We start from the raw sequence: 15,658 nt of genomic DNA on the forward strand, positions 1-15,658 counted from the left end.
GGCGGACCGGGTCCAACCCTGCCCCACGGCCCTCGGGCGCTGCGGTCGGGGGCCCGGGAGGCCACCGGTCCGGGACCTCCGCAGGGGGTCACGCACGGGGTCGGGGGCCTCGCGGGATCAGTCGCCCGAGCGCCGGTGGCGGCCGCCGTTGCCGCGGAGCATCACGGGCCGGGCGGGACGCTCGTCGCCCCCGGCGGCCGCGTCCGCGCGGAACGCGCGACGCTCGACGCCTCGGTCGGCACGACCGAACGCCCGGCGGACTTCCTCGTAGATCGGCGTCTGCGTCATGTGGGCACCCTACGACTCCGGCCGGGGGCGCCGACGGGCACTCCAACGATCCTTCTGGAGGCTTCCGAACCCGCTCCGAGCAGGGCACACGACGCCACCGGCCGGGTGGTCCGCGATCTTCGGCACCGAGTCCGAGGGGTCCGGTCACGAACCCGACAGCGAGGTCCACCCGGTCGGATCAACGGGCCCCGGACGGTCCTCACCCCCCGTCGCCGACCCCCGGAGAACCATGACCACCCAGCCGGTCGAGCTGACCGTCCACTCGTCGCAGCCGTACAACGCAGAGCCGCCGCGGAGCGCGCTCGCCGACCACGACCTCACCCCCCTCGACGCCTTCTACCACCGCAACCACGCCCCGGAACGACCGCGGATCGACCCCGCGACGTGGACGCTGCGGGTCGACGGGATGGTCGAGCGGCCGGCGACGTTCTCGCTCGGCGCGCTGCGCGAGCGGTTCCGCGAGCACACCGAGGTCGTGACGCTGCAGTGCGCGGGCAACCGGCGCGCGGGGCTCATGGCGGTGGCCGACCTGCCCGGCGAGACGCCGTGGGGTCCGGGCGCCACCGGCACCGCACGGTGGGCCGGCGTGCGCCTGGCCGACGTGCTGCGCGAGGTGGGCGTCGAGCCCGGCGCGAGCGACGTCGTCCTCGCCGGCGCCGACCTCCCGGAGGAGTCCGACGGCGGGCCCTACGAGGTCTCGGTCCCGCTGGAGAAGGCGCTGGCGCCGGAGGTGCTGCTGGCGTGGTCGATGGACGACGCGCCGCTGCCCGCGGCGCACGGCGCCCCGGTACGCGTCGTCGTCCCCGGCTGGATCGGGGCGCGCAGCGTCAAGTGGCTCGAGCGCGTCACCGTCACCGACGGGCCCTCGCACGGCCACCACCAGGCCGTCGCGTACCGACTGCTGCCCGCGGACGCGTCCCCCGCGCCGGGCCGCGGCGTGCCCCTCGGACCGATCGCCGTGAACGCCGACGTCCTCGCCCCCGACGACGACGCCGAGGTCGCGGCCGGCCCGGTCCGCGTCTCCGGCTACGCGTTGGCCGGCGGGGAGCGCACCGTCGTGCGCGTCGACGTCTCCGTCGACGGCGGGGCGACCTGGCGGCAGGCGGACCTCGAGCCGCAGGCCGGCCGCTGGAGCTGGCGGCTCTGGCACACCGAGCTGGACCTGCCCGCCGGCACGACCCGGGTCACCGCGCGGGCGTGGGACTCCGCCGCCGGCGTGCAGCCCGCGGATCCCGCCGAGCTGTGGAACCCGAAGGGCTACGTGAACAACGCCTGGGCGCACGTGACGTTGCACGCGTCCGCCCGCGACGACGGGTGAGCGGACGCGCACCGGGCATCCGCCGGGGTCCCGACGAGGTGACCCCGGAGGTACCCCTTGAGCTCGACGAAACGCCGCCCGTCCATCGGTGTCCTGGTGGGCGTGCTGGTGGCCGCGCTGGTCGTCCTGGCCATCGTGCTGTTCCTGCTGGCGCAGAACCAGGCGGCGCCCACGAGTCCGCAGACCAACGGCATGATCGCGCTGCTCGCCCCCGCCCTGCTCTGACCCCGTCGACCCGGCACCATGCGCGGGTCAGCGTGCGTGTCACCGGAGGGAGGGCCCGTGCCGGGCGACGACGAGGAGCACGAACCGGACTACCGGTTCACGCTCGCCAACGAGCGGACGTTCCTCGCGTGGCTGCGCACGTCGCTCTCCCTGCTGGCGGCCGGGGTGGCCGTCGTGCAGCTGCTGCCCGAGTTCGCCGTGCCGGGCACGCGCGGGGTGGTCGGCGGCCTGCTCGCGGCGCTGGCCGTCGTGACCGCTGCCGGCGGGGTCCTGCGCTGGCGCGGGGTGGAGGCCGCCATCCGCCGGGGGCGCCCGCTGCCCCGCCAGCGCCTGCCCTGGGTGCTCGCCGCCGGGCTCGTCGTCCTCGCCCTGTTCGGGCTGGTGCTCGTGGCCCTGCGGACAGCGGCGTGACCTCCCCGTCCGACGCCGGGCTCCAGGCCGAGCGCACCGGTCTCGCGTGGAGCCGGACCTCGCTGGGCGTCGCCGCGAACGCGGTGCTGCTCGCGGTCCGTGAGCTCACCCACGACGGTCTCGGTCCCTCGCTCGTGCTCGCGGTCGCCGCGAGCGTCCTCGCCGTCGTCGTCGCCCTCTACGGGCGCCGCCGCACCCTGCGCCTGCGGCACGCCCCCTTGCCCTCGCCGCTGGCCGCCGACCGCGCGGTGCCGTTGCTCGGGGGCGCGGTGGCGCTGCTGGCGCTGGTCACCGGGGTGGTACTGGCGCTGCGGTAGCCGCGGCGAGCTCCCGGCGCTGCTCGGGCGTGGGACCCGCGCGGATGAGCACGACCAGGCCGACGAGCGCGACGACCGCGCACACCGACGCCAGCGCCGCGCCGGCCGCGCCGAGGGTGTAGCGCTCCCCCAGCACGACGATGCCGATCGCCGCCGCCGCGGCCTGGTCGACGGTGATCTGGGTGGCGAGCCCGGCGTCGAGGCCGCCGTCGCGGAAGGCGGTCTGGATCAGCAGGATCGACGCCACCGGCAGCACGAGCGCCGCCGCCACCACCACGCCGACGAGCCACCACGAGCGGTCGTCGGCGATCAGCTGGATGATCAGGCGCACCAGGCCCGACGTCGCCCCCGCGCACAGCCCGGAGGCCGCCGCACGGATCACCGCCCGGACCACCGGGCGGCCCTTCGCCCCCGCGGCGGCGAGCAGGGCGGACGCGACGAGGACCACCGCCACCGCGCCGAGCACGACCGTGGCCGACGGGGTCCGGGACGGCGGCCCGTGCGCGGCGAGGGAGAGCAGCCCGACGAGGCCGACGACGAGCACCACCGCGCCGACCCACTCCCCCGGGCGGATCCGCCGCTTCTCCAGCCACGAGTCCAGCGGCAGCGCGAGGATCAGGGTGGTCACGCCGATCGGCTGCACCAGCGTGATCGAGCCGAACCCCAGCGCGCCGACGTGGATGATCGCGCCGGCGACCATGCAGGCCACGCCGCCCCACCACCACCGCCGGCGCAGCAGCGCCCCGAAGAACCGCCAGCCGCCCGACGTCTCGACGGGCTCGGACGCGCGCGCCGTCTCGCGCCGCTGCAGGGCCGCGGAGAAGGCGTAGGCGACGACCGAGCACAGCGCCAGGGCGACGGCCACCGTGGGGTTGCTGGTCACGCGCGCTCACGCTCGATCGGGGCCGGCATCACGGCTCCAGTCCTACCCGGACGTCAGCGGACGAACGCGCTGTGACCCGTGATCGCCTTGCCGACGATCAACGTGTTCATCTCGCGGGTGCCCTCGAAGGAGTAGAGCGCCTCGGCGTCCGCGAAGTAGCGGGCGACGCCGTTGCCGAGGATGACCCCGTTGCCGCCGACGAGCTGGCGGGCCCACGCGACGGTCTCGCGCATCCGGCTCGCGCAGAACTCCTTGGCCAGCGCCGAGTGCGCGTCCGAGCCGCGCCCGGCGTCGAGGAGCTGGGCGTTGCGCGACGCCATGCCGAGCGAGGCGGTGACGTTGCCCAGCATCTGCACGAGCAGCTCCTGCATGAGCTGGAACCCCGCGATCGGGCGCCCGAACTGCTCGCGCTGCCGCGCGTAGGACAGCGCGAGCTCGTAGGCCGCCATCTGCGTACCGGTCGCGCCCCAGGACGCGTTGCCGCGCGTGACCCGCAGGACCCCGCCCGCGTCGGCGAAGGTGCCGGCGCCCCCGGCGAGCCGGTCCTCGTCGGGGACCCGCACGCCGCGCAGGGCGATGTCGGCGTTCTGGACGATGCGCAGCGCGGTCTTGCCCTCGATCTTCGCGATCGTCATGCCCTCGGCGTCACCGGGGACGACGAACCCGCGGACCTCGTTCGTCTCGAGGTCCCGCGCCCAGATGACGATGACGTCGGCGAACGGCGCGTTGCCGATCCAGCGCTTGTCGCCCTCGAGCACCCAGTGGTCGCCGTCGCGGCGCGCCGTGGTCTCCATGCCGCCCGCGACGTCGGACCCCCCGTGCGGCTCGGTGAGCCCGAACGCGCCGATCGTCTCCATCCGCGCCATCGCCGGCAGCCAGCGCTGCCGCTGCTCCTCGGTTCCGCCCGCCCAGATCGAGCCCATGGCGAGCCCCGTGTGGATGCCGAAGAAGCTGTTCACCGACGGGTCGACGCGTGCGATCTCGGCGTGCAGGAAACCGGTGAAGACGCGGCGCGCGGGCTCGTCGCCCATCCCGGCGAGGCCGTAGGGCAGGCCGGCGAGGTCGAGCTCGGCGAACCCCTTGACCAGCTGCATCGGGAACTCCGCGCGCTCCCACGCGTCGTCGACCAGCGGCGCGACGTCGCGCGCCAGGTACGACCGCAGCCGGCGCAGCGTCGCGACCTCGTCGCCGGTGAGCAGGTCGGCGTAGTCGTAGAAGTCGGCGATCGCGTCCCGGTCCGGGTCGAGGTCGAGCGCGGGCCGCGGCAGGGCGGAGAAGTCGGACGGGAGCTCGGGCATGTCCCCACCCTGGCGCGCGACGGCGGGGTCTGCCATCCGATCACCGACGCGCTGTCGCCAGATGATGCTTGTACTATCCAAGCAATGCGGCGAACGGCCCTCACGGTGGAGGGACCGCCCGGGCGGCCGGGTGCGCGAGCGGTGGACGATGGACGTGGGGCCGGCCCCGGCGGCGCCCCGCGCTGCGGGCAGAGAGGTGGACGTCGGTGGACGGACAGGAACCGATCATGATCTTCGGTCGGGTGACCCGCAGCGACGGTGCGCCGGTGCCCGGCGCGGCGCTGACGCTGTGCGACCTCTCCGGTGACCAGCTCGACCGCGCCGCCGCCGACGACGGCGGGCACTACCAGCTCGTGCCGCCGACCGGCGGGACCTACCTCGTCATCTGCGCCTCGTCGACCCACCAGCCGCAGGCCTCGCTCGTCGCCGTGGCCGACCGGCCGCTGCGCCACGACGTGGGCCTCGCGGGCGGCGGGGCCTCGCTGGGCGGCACCGTGGGGGTGCGCCACGGCAGTGCTCCCCCCGGCACCAACGGCGACGGGTCGGGCGTCAGCGGCTGGGGCGACGTGGTGCTGACCCTCACCGACGTGCGCGGCACCGTCGTCGCCGTGACCCGCTCGGGCCCCGACGGCACCTACCGCTTCGCCGACCTCACCGAGGGCACCTACACGCTGACGGCCGCCGCCGCGCGCCTCACGCCCGTCGCCGAGACCGTCCGCGTGCCCGCCGAGGGCCACGTGACCCACGACGTCGCCCTCGCGACCCGCACCCGGCTGCACGGCACCGTGCGCTCCGCCGGCGCCGGCCGTCCGGTCGCCGAGGCCCTCGCGACGCTGGTCAGCGAGGACGGGCACGTCGTCGGCTCGCGCGTCACCGGCGAGGACGGGTCGTTCCGCTTCGACGACGTCCCGCACGGCGTCTACACGATCACCGCGAGCGGCTACGCCCCGGTGGCCTCGGAGATCGAGATCGGCCCCGGGCACCCGTCGGACGTCGTGCTGAACCTCGTGCCGCCGGCCGTGGACGGTGCCGGCGGGTCGCCCGCCCGTCCCGACGCCCCGCGGGGCGACGACGGGGCGATGGCGGGCAACGGGTTCCCGGACGGCTTCGCGGGCGGGCGCCACGGTCACCACCTCGAGTCCGACGACGCGACCGAGCCGCGGACGCAGTCCGGCGAGCGCTGGTGACGGCCGACCCCGCCCGCGGCGCCGGGGTGACGGCGACGCCACGCGGCGGCTGGGTGCGCGGCGCAGCGGTGACCAGCGACGGCTGGCCGGTGCCGTTCGCGGTGGTCACGGTGATCGACGCGTCCGGCCACCAGGTCGGCGGCACCGCGGTCGGCGGCGACGGGTCGTTCCTGGTCGAGGGGCTGCCCGAGGGCCCGGCAACGGTGATCACCTCGGCGGTCGGGCACACGCCGGCCGCGCGGCCGCTGTCGGCTCCGGGCGACCTCGGCCGGGTGGTGCTGACGCGCACGGGCGCGCTCGGCCTTCCGGCACCGGGTCGCTGGGACATCGACCCGGTGCACTCGCGGATCGCGGCGTCGGCGTTCCACCTCGGCATCACCAAGGTGCACGGGCGGCTGCGCCGCTTCTCCGGGGCGATCGAGATGGGCACCGACCTCGCGAGCACCCGCGTCCACGCCGCCATCGACCCCGCCAGCGTCGACACCGACGACGAGACCCGCGACCAGCACCTGCGCGCCGGCGACTTCCTCGACGTCGTCGCGTTCCCGCGGATCGAGTTCACCTCGACCGCGGTCGTCGGCCACACCCCCGACCACTGGACGATGCACGGCGACCTCGTGCTCAAGGGCGTGCGCAACACCGTCGCCCTCGACGTCGTCTACCACGGCGCGGGCCCCGACCTCTGGGGCTGCGAGCGCGCCGGCTTCTCGGCGACGACCCAGCTCTCCCGCGACGACTTCGACATCCACTGGAACCAGTCGGTCATCGCCGGGATCTTCGCCGTCGGCCGGACCCTGCGGATCGAGATCGACATCGAGGCCGTGCGGGCGGCCTGAGCCGCGCCCTCACACCGGCGCCGGCTGGTGCCCCGCCTCGCCCGGCGCGGCGCCCAGGACGAGGTCGTGCAGCACCGGACGCCCGTCCACCGCGACGAGCACCGCGTGGGGACGGGCGGCGCGCCCGCCCATGCGGTGCGGGGTGCAGATGAGCATGAAGTCGCCGGACTCCGGCGGGTCGAGGCGGTAGGTGCCGTCGGTGCCGGTGTGCACGCGTCCGACCTGCTCGCCCTCCCCCGAGACCAGCGTCAGCACCGCCGGGCGGGCGCCACCGTCCGTGCCGAGCACGCGCCCGTGCACGGGGCCGACCTGCGGGGACGCCTCGACCGCCTCCTCGTCCGCGCCCGCGTCCGGCACCTCCTCGCGCGGGTCGGCCGTGAACTGGGGGTCGCCGCGCGTGAGGCCCCCGCTGTTGGCGCGGGTCACGATCGCCATGAGCACGATCGCCACCGCGACCAGCACCACCGGCGCCACGAACGACCAGTCGGGCGCGACGCGCTGGACCACCGCGTTGCCCGCCGCGGCGACGACGAGCGCGCCGAGGCGCAGCGGCGAGTTCCAGGTCCAGCGGAACGGCTTGTGCAGCTCGACGAGGCTCGAGACCCAGTTCGTCACCGTGCCGGACAGGAAGCTCGTCGGCGTGCCGGCCGGGCCGACGTAGCGCAGCGCCGCGGCCTGCACGCCCATGGCGAGCCCGGCGCCGAGGACGAGCACGACCACCTTCCACGGCGCGAGCGGACCGTCGTCGACGCCGTACCAGAACGCGCCGAGCAGGAGCAGCAGCGCGAGCTCGGCCGTCAGCGTCGCCCCGACCGCGTTGCGCCAGGGCCAGCGGCGCATCGCGAGCCCGCAGGCCACGGTGCCGGCGATCAGCCCGCCGCAGTAGCCGGCGATCGCGCAGACGTTGTCGACGACCTGTCCGACGTCGCCCTCCCCCAGCCCGAGGCCGAGCAGGACCAGGTTGCCGGTCATCGTGCTGGCGAAGACCTGGTTGAAGGCGAAGTAGGTCACGACGTCGATCGCCCCCGCGGCGGCGGTGAGCACCACGGTCACGGCGCCGAGGGTGCGCGGGCGCCGCTCCGGTTCGTCGAAGCCGGTCATGCGTTCCGACGCTCGCAGCGGTCCTTGACGATGGGATTACCTGCGTGCTCCGTCTGTGTGTGCCCACTGCGACGAGCGGCACAGTCGCGGTCAGCGCACGGCCGCGCGCTCCCCCAGCACGACGTCGATGTGCACCGGCGAGCCGTTGACGCTGACGCGGGTGACCGCCGGGGCCGCCGTCCCGCGCCCGCGCGGGCTCGCGATGACGAGGTAGTCGCCGGGCCGGCCGTCGGCGCTCAGCGCGAAGCGGCCGGCGTCGTCGGTGGTGGCGCGATCGGCCTCGTGCCCGCGGGCGTCGACGAGCGTCAGGACGGCCGCCACCGATCCCTCGCCCGGCCCGAGGACGCGGCCCGCCACCGCGACGGGACGCTCGGGTGCGGCAGGCGCCGTGCTCGCCGCCGCCGGCCCCCAGGAGTCCCGCTCCCCCGGCGCCTCGATGTCGGCCACGGACGGCTTGCCCCCGTCGAGCAGCGACGCGACGGCCGCGACGAGGCAGCACACCGCGGCGAAGCCGAGCGCGAGGAACAGGCCGTCGGCGAACGGCCCGGAGATCAGCTCGGGGAAGAAGCTGCGTCCGGTGAGGAACGCCGCCTGCTGCGGCCCGACCTGGGCCAGGACGTCGGGGCCGAGCAGCGTCTCGATCGGGTTGTAGCCGAGCAGGGCGGCGAAGAGCGTGCTCACCGGCGGGAGCCCGGCGATGCGCCCCGCGACGTCGGCCGGCACGCCCTGCCCGGTCAGCCCGCCGTAGAGCGCCGACGGCAGGGTCGAGGCGAGGCCCAGGATCAGCATCGAGAAGAAGATGCCGATCGAGAGCACGGTCGCGCCGTTCTGGAAGGTCGCGGTCATGCCCGCGGCGGCGCCGCGCTGGCGGGCGGGGACGCTGTTCATGATCGCCGCGCGGTTGGGCGAGGAGAACAGGCCCATCGCGAGCCCGTTGACCGCCAGCAGCACCGCGAACAGCGGGTACGGGAAGTCGACCGGCAGGAACCCCATGAGCAGGAAGCTGATCGCGGCGACGGCCATGCCGCCGCCCGCGTACCAGCGTGCGCCGTGCCGGTCGGAGAGCACGCCCGACAACGGTCCGGCGACGAGGAAGCCGATGGTCAGCGGCACCATGTAGATGCCGGCCCACAACGGCGTCGACTCGTAGTCGTAGCCGTGCCGGGGCAGCCAGATGCCCTGCAGCCAGATGATGAGGATGAACTGCAGGCCGCCACGCCCGAGCGCCGAGAGCAGGTTCGCGATGTTGCCGGCGGTGAAGGCGCGGATCGAGAACAGCGACAGGTGGAACATCGGGTGCGGGATGCTGCGCTCGATCGCCACGAAGACCGCCAGCACGACGACGCCGCCGATGAGGCAGACGAGCACGGTCGGGCTCGTCCAGCCCATGACGTGCCCGCCGTAGGGCTGGATGCCGTACGTGATGCCCATGAGCACGGCGACGAGGCCGACGGCGAAGGTGACATTGCCCCACCAGTCGATACGGCCCGCGTGGCGCTCGCTGGTCTCCTGGAGCTTCGCCCAGGCCCAGATCGTGCCGAACACGCCGATCGGCACGGACACGACGAACACCAGGTGCCAGGCCAGCGGTGCGAGCACGCCGCCGATGATGAGGCCGAGGAACGAGCCGGCGATCGCGGCGATCGAGTTGATGCCGAGCGCGAGCCCGCGCCGGGAGGACGGGAACGCGTCGGTGAGGATCGCCGTCGAGTTCGCCAGCAGCAGCGCCCCGCCGATGCCCTGCAGCACCCGCATGACGATCAGCCAGATCGCGCCCGCGTCGCCCTGCAGCCAGGTGACGGCGAGCAGGATCGAGAACACGGTGAACACCGCGAACCCGAGCGTGTACATCCGCGTCCGCCCGAACATGTCGCCGACGCGCCCGAAGGTGACGACGAGGACCGCCGTCACCACCAGGTAGCCCATGATCAGCCAGAGCAGGTAGCTGATGTTCTCCGGGCGCAACGGGTCGAGCGCGATGCCGCGGAAGATGTCGGGCAGCGCGATGAGCAGGATCGACATGTTGATCGTCACGATCAGCACGCCGAGCGTGGTGTTGGTCAGCGCGATCCACTGGTAGCGGGGTCCGGGGTGCGCCACCGCCGGCGCCACCCGCCCCTCGGACACCCTGCTGGTCACGTCGCCTCCGCCGAACTCGTTAGGTTCGGACAACTATAAGCACGCACGCCGGACGGCGGCGGTGTGACCTCGTCGTGCGGGAAACCGCTCGCGGCGACGATTACCGTGCCGGACGGCCGCACTCGTCCCGGGAGGCTGAGGAATGACCACCGTGCTCACGGCCGACGCCGTGCGCCGCTCGATGATCAACTGTTCGAAGGGCGACGCGAAGCGGATGACCGTCGTCGACGCCGTCGTCGGCACCGACCTCGACGAGGTCGAGTTCGTCGGCTGGCACGACCCGCGCATGCCGCAGCGCGCGTACCTCGTCACCGTCCACGAGGGCGTGGTGACCGGGGTGCTGCTGCGCCCGGCCGCCGGTGGCGGCGGCGTGCGGCGCACGGCGATGTGCGCGCTGTGCCGCACCACCCACACCGACGGCGACGTGACCCTCTACACCGCGCCGAAGGCGGGCGCGGCGGGCCGCGACGGCAACAGCGTCGGCACCTACGTCTGCGACGACCTCGCCTGCCCGACGACGACGCGGCTCGAGAGGAAGCCGAGCCCGAGCGTCATGCCGGACCTGAGCCTGCCGGTCGCGGAGCGGGTCGCCGGACTGCGTGTGCGCATCGACGGCTTCCTGGCGGCGGTGCGCGGCCGGGAGGACGCGGCGTAGGTCGGCTCCGCCGGTCAGGAGCCGGAGGTCGGGACCAGCACGGGCAGGGCCCGCAGCGCGAGGTCGACGAGGACGGGCTGGGCCTGGTCGAAGGGCACCGGCCGGTCGGGGGTGAGCGTGAAGCTCGCCGTCACACGGCCGTAGACGACGACCAGCACCGGACCCTCCGGGTCGGGGTAGTAGATCGCCTCGGCGGCGCCGAACGGCACCGGCTGGGAGGGCACCCCCGAGCTCGCCTGGGCGTCCCGGTTGACCCGCGACTGCGCGGTGGCCGCCCCCGGGTCGGTGTAGCCGCTCATCAGCACCTTGAGCACGAGGGTGTTCGGCGGTGGTGCGCCGGGACCGCCCTGCGAGGTGTAGTTGCAGGTCACGCGCTCGAGGCGACCGACCTGCGGGGCCGGCACGTCGCGCAGCGAGGTGACGCGCACCGAGCCGAGCGGCAGGCCGAGGTAGTTGGGCAGCTGGTCGGACGCCAGCACCTGGTCGCACTCCGTGGGCAGGATGCTGTTGCGCGGCGGCGGGGCGCTCGTCACCGGCGCGGCCCCGGGCCCGGGGAACGTCGGGATCGGCGGGGTGCCCGCGGACGGGCCGGACGAGCAGGCGCCGACGACGAGCCCCAGCGCCGCCAGGGCGAGGCCGAGACGTCGTGGGCCGCAGCGCGGGGGTGGCCGCACCCCCGGTGGAGTTCCCGCGCGCCCCATCGCCCCCGCCCGTCGTCTCGCCGTGTGCCTGCCGGACCGTACTGCCCGGCCGCCCACGGTAGTCGGCGCCCGCGCCGCGTGACTCAGTCCGTCCCGTCCTCGCCGAGCTCCGCGAGGACGCGCTGGGCCACCGCGAACGCCCGGTTGGCCGCCGGCACCCCGGCGTACACCCCGACCTGGAGGAGCACCTCCTGGATCTCCTCGCGCGTCAGGCCGTTGCGACGGGCCGCGCGCACGTGCATGCCGAGCTCGCCCTCGTGGTGCAGCGCCGCGAGCACCGACAGGGTGACGACGCTGCGGTCGCGGCGTGTCAGGCCCGGGCGTGTCCAGATGCCGCCCCACGCGTAGCGGGTGATGAAGTCCTGGAAGTCGGCGGTGACGTCGTCGGTGGCCGCCGCGGCGCGGTCGACGTGCTCGTCGCCCAGCACCGCCCGCCGGACCTCCTCGCCGGCGGGGTCCCAGTGCTGCGTGGACGGGTGCTGGGTCACGGGTGGTCCTCTCGCTTGTCGGGTGGAGCTCCCCTGTCGGCGTGCTCCCCTGGACGCTGCGTCTCCCGCGAACGGCTCGCCAGCAGGTCGTCGACCAGCGCGGCGGCCTCGCCCACCGCGCGGGACGGGTCGAGGAGCGCCCGGACCTCGGCCGCGGGGTCGGCGGGCGGGTCGTCGAGCGCGGCCAGGGCGTCGGCGAGGACGTCGGCGAGGACGTCGGCGAACGGCCGGCCCTCGTCCTGCGACCGCGACGCGGCGTCGGTGACGAGGTCCTTCGCCGCCGCGTGCCCGAGCCGCGCGCGCAACCCCGTCGTGGCCTGCTCGGCCAGCAGCAGCCCGCCGGTCACGTCGAGGGACGCCGCGACGCGGTCGGGGTCGACGACGAGGTGGCCCAGCGCGTCGGCCAGCCACGAGGCGCCGGACCCGACGGTGCGCAGGAGCTCGGACAGCGGGCGCCACTCGGCGTGCCAGGGACCGGCGGCGCGCTCGTGCTCGTGCAGCGACGCGGCCGTGAGCAGCGAGGCGACGAGACCCGGGGCGGCCACCGCGGCGGCGCGCGCGGACACGGCGGCGACGGGGTTGCGCTTGTGCGGCAGCGTCGACGACCCGCCGCGGCCCGGCACGTCCTCGCGGACCTCCCCGACCTCCGTCTGCGCGAGCAGCACGAGGTCCGTCGCGACGGACCCGACCGACGCGCCCGCCCGGCCCAGCAGTCCGGCGAGCTCGGCGATCCGCCCGCGCTCGGTGTGCCAGGCGAGCACGGGCTCGACGAGGTCGAGGCGGCGGGCCAGCGCGGCGCGCACCGCCCGTCCGTGGCCGTCGAACGCCGCGAGCGTGCCGACTGCGCCGCCCAGCTGCACCGCGGGTCGCCACGCCGCGAGGGCGTCGGCGGCGGCGTCGAGGCCGGCGCACCAGCCCGCGCACCGCAGCCCGGCGGTGATCGGGGCGGCCTGCTGGAGCAGGGTGCGCCCGGCCGCGGGGCGGTCGCGGTGGGCCGCGGCGAGGTCGGCGGCGGCGTCGGCGCCCGTCCGGAGGTCGGCGCTGATCGCGGCGACGGCGCGGCGCGCGACCAGCATCGCCGCGGTGTCCACGACGTCCTGGCTGGTCGCGCCGCGGTGCACGCCCGACGCGGCGGACCCGTCCAGCCCGCGGCGCAGCCGCGCGACCAGGGGGACGACGGGGTTCCCCGACGCGGCGGCCTCCTCGCCGAGCGACGTGGCGTCGACGGGTCGGCGGCAGGCATCGGTGATGGCGTCGGCGTCGGCACGGTCGAGCGTGCCGGCGTCGGCGCTCGCCTGGGCGAGGGCCGCCTCCACCTCGAGCAGCGCGGCGACCCAGGCCTCGTCGGCGACCGCCGCCCGGGCCTCCCCGCGGGCGAGCACGGGGTCGAACAGGCCGGGGCGGTCGGTCACCGGGGCATCATGCCCGGTGCGCTCAGGCCTGGGCGGTCGCGCCCTCGTCGTGGACGCTGTGGGAGCCCTCGCCGAACTCCTCGACGATCTTGGCGCAGAACGCGTCGAGGTCGCCGGGGTTGCGGCTGCTCACCAGCCCGTTGTCGACGACGACCTCCTCGTCGACGACGTGGCCGCCGGCGTTGCGGATGTCGGTGCGCAGGCTCGGGTACGACGTCAGCGTGCGGCCGCGCACGAGGTCGGCCTCGACGAGCGTCCAGGGCCCGTGGCAGATGACCCCGACCGGCTTCCCGGCCGCGAAGATCGACTGTACGAACGAGACGACGTCGCCGCTCTGCCGCAGCTGGTCGGCGTTGATCGTGCCGCCGGGCAGCACGAGCGCGTCGAAGTCGTCGGCCGAGACGTCGGAGATGGCCTTGTCGGGCGTGAACGTGTCGCCCTTGTTGATGTCCGAGTTCATCGCCTGGATCGCGTCGGTCGACAGCGAGATCAGCGTGGACCGCGCGCCGGCCTCGTCGATCGCCTGGCGGGGCTGCTCGAGCTCCGCCTGCTCGACGCCGTTCGTGGCGATGATCGCGACCCGCAGTCCGTCCAGTTGCCCGGCCATGTCGGACCCTCCTCGATGCGTCGACGGCGGCACGGTGGCCGCCCGGTCGACGACCGGGTCCCCGACGACGGCGTCGCCCGAAACGGTCAGCGACGTGCGCGGAGCACCAGACCCGGGGCGAGCGGCCCCGACGCCTCGCGGGCGGCGGCCCACCCCGCGAGCGCGCTGAGGTCGACGCCGTGGCGGGACGCCGCCTCGGGCGCCTGGGCCGCGGTCTCGGCGCCCCGGCGCAGCAGCGCGGACGCGCCACGGGGGTTGCCGCGCTGCTCGTGGGTCAGGCCCACCGCGAGCTGGGCGAGGCCCTTCCACAGCAACCGCTCGTCGGACGGCGCGGCCTTCCACGCGCCCTCGAGGACGTCGTGGGCGTCGAAAGGCCGGTCCTGGTCGAGGAGGTCCTGCGCGCGGCGCAGCACCTCGTCGGGCGGGAGGTCCTCGTCCTCGTCGTCGCTGCGCGGGACGCCCGCCGCCCCGTAGGGCAGCGGGCGTCCACTCGCGTCGCGGGGTCGGGCGCTGCGGGCACGGCCCTCGGCGTCCCGGTCGCGGTCGGCGGCCATGGCCCGACCCTAGGACGAGGAGCGCGAGCCCGTCTGCTCGGAACCCGCCGTCGACGACCCGGTCGTGCCCGTCGTGCCGGTCGTGCCCGTGCCGTTGCCGCTCGGGCCCGACGACTCGACCTCCGACGGTCCGGTGCCCTGCTCGGCCTCGCCCTGGTCGTCCGACGACGAGGAGCCGTGGGCCGAGGCCGTCCCGTTCCGCGTGGACATCAGGCTCGTGACCGTCACGATGGCGAGCGTCACCACGATGACCACGAGCGAGAGCCAGGTGGGCACCTCGGGGATCGCCGGGTTCACGTCCTCGTGCAGGTAGAGCAGGATCAGCTTGACGCCGATGAAGGCGAGGATGAACGCCAGGCCGTAGGACAGGTGCACGAGGCGGTCGAGCAGTCCGACGAGCAGGAAGTACAGCGCCCGCAGACCGAGCAGCGCGAAGGCGTTCGCCGTGAACACGATGTAGGCGTTCTGCGTGATCCCGAAGATCGCGGGGATCGAGTCGAGGGCGAACACGAGGTCCACCGACAGGATCACGGCCACGACGATGAACAGCGGGGTCACGCCCCACTTGCCGTTGACCCGCGCGGTGAGCTTGCCGTCGTCCTTGTAGCCCTCGTGGTCGCCCGCGTCCTCGTGCACGGTGACGAACCGGCGGACCAGCTTGACCGCCCGGTTGTCGTGCATGTCCTTCGGTTCCTCGCCGTGCTGCTTGATCAGCGTGTACGCCGTGTACAGCAGGAACGCGCCGAAGATGACGAAGACGAACGCGAACGCGGAGATCACCGCGGCACCGATGGCGATGAAGATCGCGCGCATGACGAGCGCGCCGATGACGCCCCAGAGCAGCACCTTCTGCTGGTGACGCTTGGGCACCGCGAACTGGCCCAGGATCACCGCGAAGATGAACAGGTTGTCGACCGAGAGGCTCTTCTCGACGAGGTAGCCGGCGAAGTACTCGGTGCCCGCCTGCGTCCCCATCGTGAACAGCAGGATCACGCCGAAGACCACGGCGACGGCGATGTAGATGACCGACCAGAGGGTGGCCTCGCGGAAGCTGACCTCGTGGGGCGACCGGGCGTGCCAGATGTCGATCGCCACGAGCACGGCGATGCCGCCGACCGTGGCCGCCCAGACCCAGAAGGGGACCGTCACGCCTGCTCCTCCACGTCGCCGATCAAGTCGAGAGCGACGGTTGTCGCTGTTCGGGGCGCCAACGGGCCGCCCCCGGGGAGGGTTCCCCG

At 74.8% G+C, this 15,658-nt stretch carries 18 protein-coding genes; 7 read left to right on the forward strand and 11 right to left on the reverse strand.

The features are described 5' to 3' along the window. Nucleotides 1–117: 117 nt before the first annotated feature. Entirely contained in the window at nucleotides 118–288 is a 171-nt protein-coding gene (locus PGB27_RS18965; RefSeq protein WP_274201950.1) for a hypothetical protein, read from the reverse strand. Nucleotides 289–517: 229 nt separating this feature from the next. Here PGB27_RS18965 and PGB27_RS18970 point away from each other — a divergent pair, with 229 nt between their 5' ends. From PGB27_RS18970 to PGB27_RS18985, 4 genes are read left to right on the forward strand one after another with little or no spacing between them, the layout of a single operon-like run. Next, nucleotides 518–1,606, forward strand: coding sequence for a sulfite oxidase (locus PGB27_RS18970; RefSeq protein ID WP_274201951.1), 1,089 nt, complete (start codon nucleotides 518–520; stop codon nucleotides 1,604–1,606). Nucleotides 1,607–1,663: 57 nt separating this feature from the next. Then, entirely contained in the window at nucleotides 1,664–1,831 is a 168-nt protein-coding gene (locus PGB27_RS18975) for a hypothetical protein (protein ID WP_274201952.1), read from the forward strand. 18 nt (nucleotides 1,832–1,849) lie between these two features. After that, nucleotides 1,850–2,242 carry a YidH family protein gene (locus PGB27_RS18980; RefSeq protein ID WP_408630094.1) on the forward strand — a complete coding sequence of 131 codons (393 nt, stop codon included), beginning with the start codon at nucleotides 1,850–1,852 and terminating at the stop codon, nucleotides 2,240–2,242. Then, nucleotides 2,239–2,559: a DUF202 domain-containing protein gene (locus PGB27_RS18985; protein WP_274201954.1), complete on the forward strand. Its 321-nt coding sequence runs from the start codon at nucleotides 2,239–2,241 to the stop codon at nucleotides 2,557–2,559. The genes PGB27_RS18980 and PGB27_RS18985 overlap by 4 nt, the downstream gene beginning before the upstream one ends. Here the strand turns inward: PGB27_RS18985 and PGB27_RS18990 are convergent. Further along, on the reverse strand, nucleotides 2,531–3,442 hold the full coding sequence (locus PGB27_RS18990) for a DMT family transporter (protein ID WP_274201955.1): 912 nt from the start codon (nucleotides 3,440–3,442) through the stop codon (nucleotides 2,531–2,533). The two genes, PGB27_RS18985 and PGB27_RS18990, sit on opposite strands and share 29 nt — an antisense overlap. Before the next feature lie 53 nt (nucleotides 3,443–3,495). Further along, a complete protein-coding gene (locus PGB27_RS18995; protein WP_274201956.1) occupies nucleotides 3,496–4,776 on the reverse strand; it encodes an acyl-CoA dehydrogenase family protein in 1,281 nt (426 codons plus the stop codon). Between the two features lie 170 nt (nucleotides 4,777–4,946). Between PGB27_RS18995 and PGB27_RS19000 the strand changes: the two genes are divergently transcribed. Together PGB27_RS19000 and PGB27_RS19005 are read left to right on the forward strand one after the other, a co-directional pair. Next, complete coding sequence (locus PGB27_RS19000; protein WP_274201957.1) at nucleotides 4,947–5,927, forward strand: MSCRAMM family protein; 981 nt, start codon at nucleotides 4,947–4,949, stop codon at nucleotides 5,925–5,927. Continuing rightward, the gene (locus PGB27_RS19005) at nucleotides 5,924–6,763 is read left to right on the forward strand and encodes a YceI family protein (RefSeq protein WP_274201958.1); all 840 of its coding nucleotides are present in this window, start codon (nucleotides 5,924–5,926) and stop codon (nucleotides 6,761–6,763) included. The genes PGB27_RS19000 and PGB27_RS19005 overlap by 4 nt, the downstream gene beginning before the upstream one ends. Before the next feature lie 9 nt (nucleotides 6,764–6,772). Here PGB27_RS19005 and PGB27_RS19010 read toward each other — a convergent pair whose 3' ends face one another. Together PGB27_RS19010 and PGB27_RS19015 are read right to left on the reverse strand one after the other, a co-directional pair. Continuing rightward, the gene (locus PGB27_RS19010; protein ID WP_274201959.1) at nucleotides 6,773–7,864 is read right to left on the reverse strand and encodes a DUF1275 family protein; all 1,092 of its coding nucleotides are present in this window, start codon (nucleotides 7,862–7,864) and stop codon (nucleotides 6,773–6,775) included. Nucleotides 7,865–7,954: 90 nt separating this feature from the next. Beyond that, nucleotides 7,955–9,976, reverse strand: a complete 2,022-nt coding sequence (locus tag PGB27_RS19015) for an MFS transporter (RefSeq protein WP_408630097.1) — start codon at nucleotides 9,974–9,976, stop codon at nucleotides 7,955–7,957. A gap of 169 nt (nucleotides 9,977–10,145) precedes the next feature. Here PGB27_RS19015 and PGB27_RS19020 point away from each other — a divergent pair, with 169 nt between their 5' ends. Beyond that, a complete protein-coding gene (locus PGB27_RS19020) occupies nucleotides 10,146–10,658 on the forward strand; it encodes an FBP domain-containing protein (RefSeq protein ID WP_274201961.1) in 513 nt (170 codons plus the stop codon). 14 nt (nucleotides 10,659–10,672) lie between these two features. Here the strand turns inward: PGB27_RS19020 and PGB27_RS19025 are convergent, their stop codons facing one another. From PGB27_RS19025 to PGB27_RS19050, 6 genes are all read right to left on the reverse strand, one after another. Continuing rightward, nucleotides 10,673–11,332, reverse strand: coding sequence for a hypothetical protein (locus tag PGB27_RS19025; protein WP_274201962.1), 660 nt, complete (start codon nucleotides 11,330–11,332; stop codon nucleotides 10,673–10,675). A gap of 110 nt (nucleotides 11,333–11,442) precedes the next feature. Beyond that, nucleotides 11,443–11,847 (reverse strand): 4-carboxymuconolactone decarboxylase, encoded by a 405-nt coding sequence (gene pcaC, locus PGB27_RS19030; protein WP_274201963.1) that lies wholly within the window; start codon nucleotides 11,845–11,847, stop codon nucleotides 11,443–11,445. Further along, nucleotides 11,844–13,259, reverse strand: a complete 1,416-nt coding sequence (locus PGB27_RS19035) for a lyase family protein (RefSeq protein ID WP_274201964.1) — start codon at nucleotides 13,257–13,259, stop codon at nucleotides 11,844–11,846. Before PGB27_RS19035 ends, pcaC begins: the two co-directional genes overlap by 4 nt. Nucleotides 13,260–13,281: 22 nt before the next feature. Further along, nucleotides 13,282–13,866 (reverse strand): type 1 glutamine amidotransferase domain-containing protein, encoded by a 585-nt coding sequence (locus tag PGB27_RS19040; RefSeq protein ID WP_274201965.1) that lies wholly within the window; start codon nucleotides 13,864–13,866, stop codon nucleotides 13,282–13,284. 86 nt (nucleotides 13,867–13,952) lie between these two features. Then, nucleotides 13,953–14,420 (reverse strand): DUF309 domain-containing protein, encoded by a 468-nt coding sequence (locus PGB27_RS19045; RefSeq protein WP_274201966.1) that lies wholly within the window; start codon nucleotides 14,418–14,420, stop codon nucleotides 13,953–13,955. A 9-nt stretch (nucleotides 14,421–14,429) separates the two neighbouring features. After that, entirely contained in the window at nucleotides 14,430–15,569 is a 1,140-nt protein-coding gene (locus tag PGB27_RS19050) for a TerC family protein (protein ID WP_274201967.1), read from the reverse strand. Nucleotides 15,570–15,658 lie beyond the last annotated feature (89 nt).

This window comes from Actinomycetospora lemnae, assembly GCF_028737315.1.
Taxonomy (GTDB): domain Bacteria; phylum Actinomycetota; class Actinomycetes; order Mycobacteriales; family Pseudonocardiaceae; genus Actinomycetospora; species Actinomycetospora lemnae.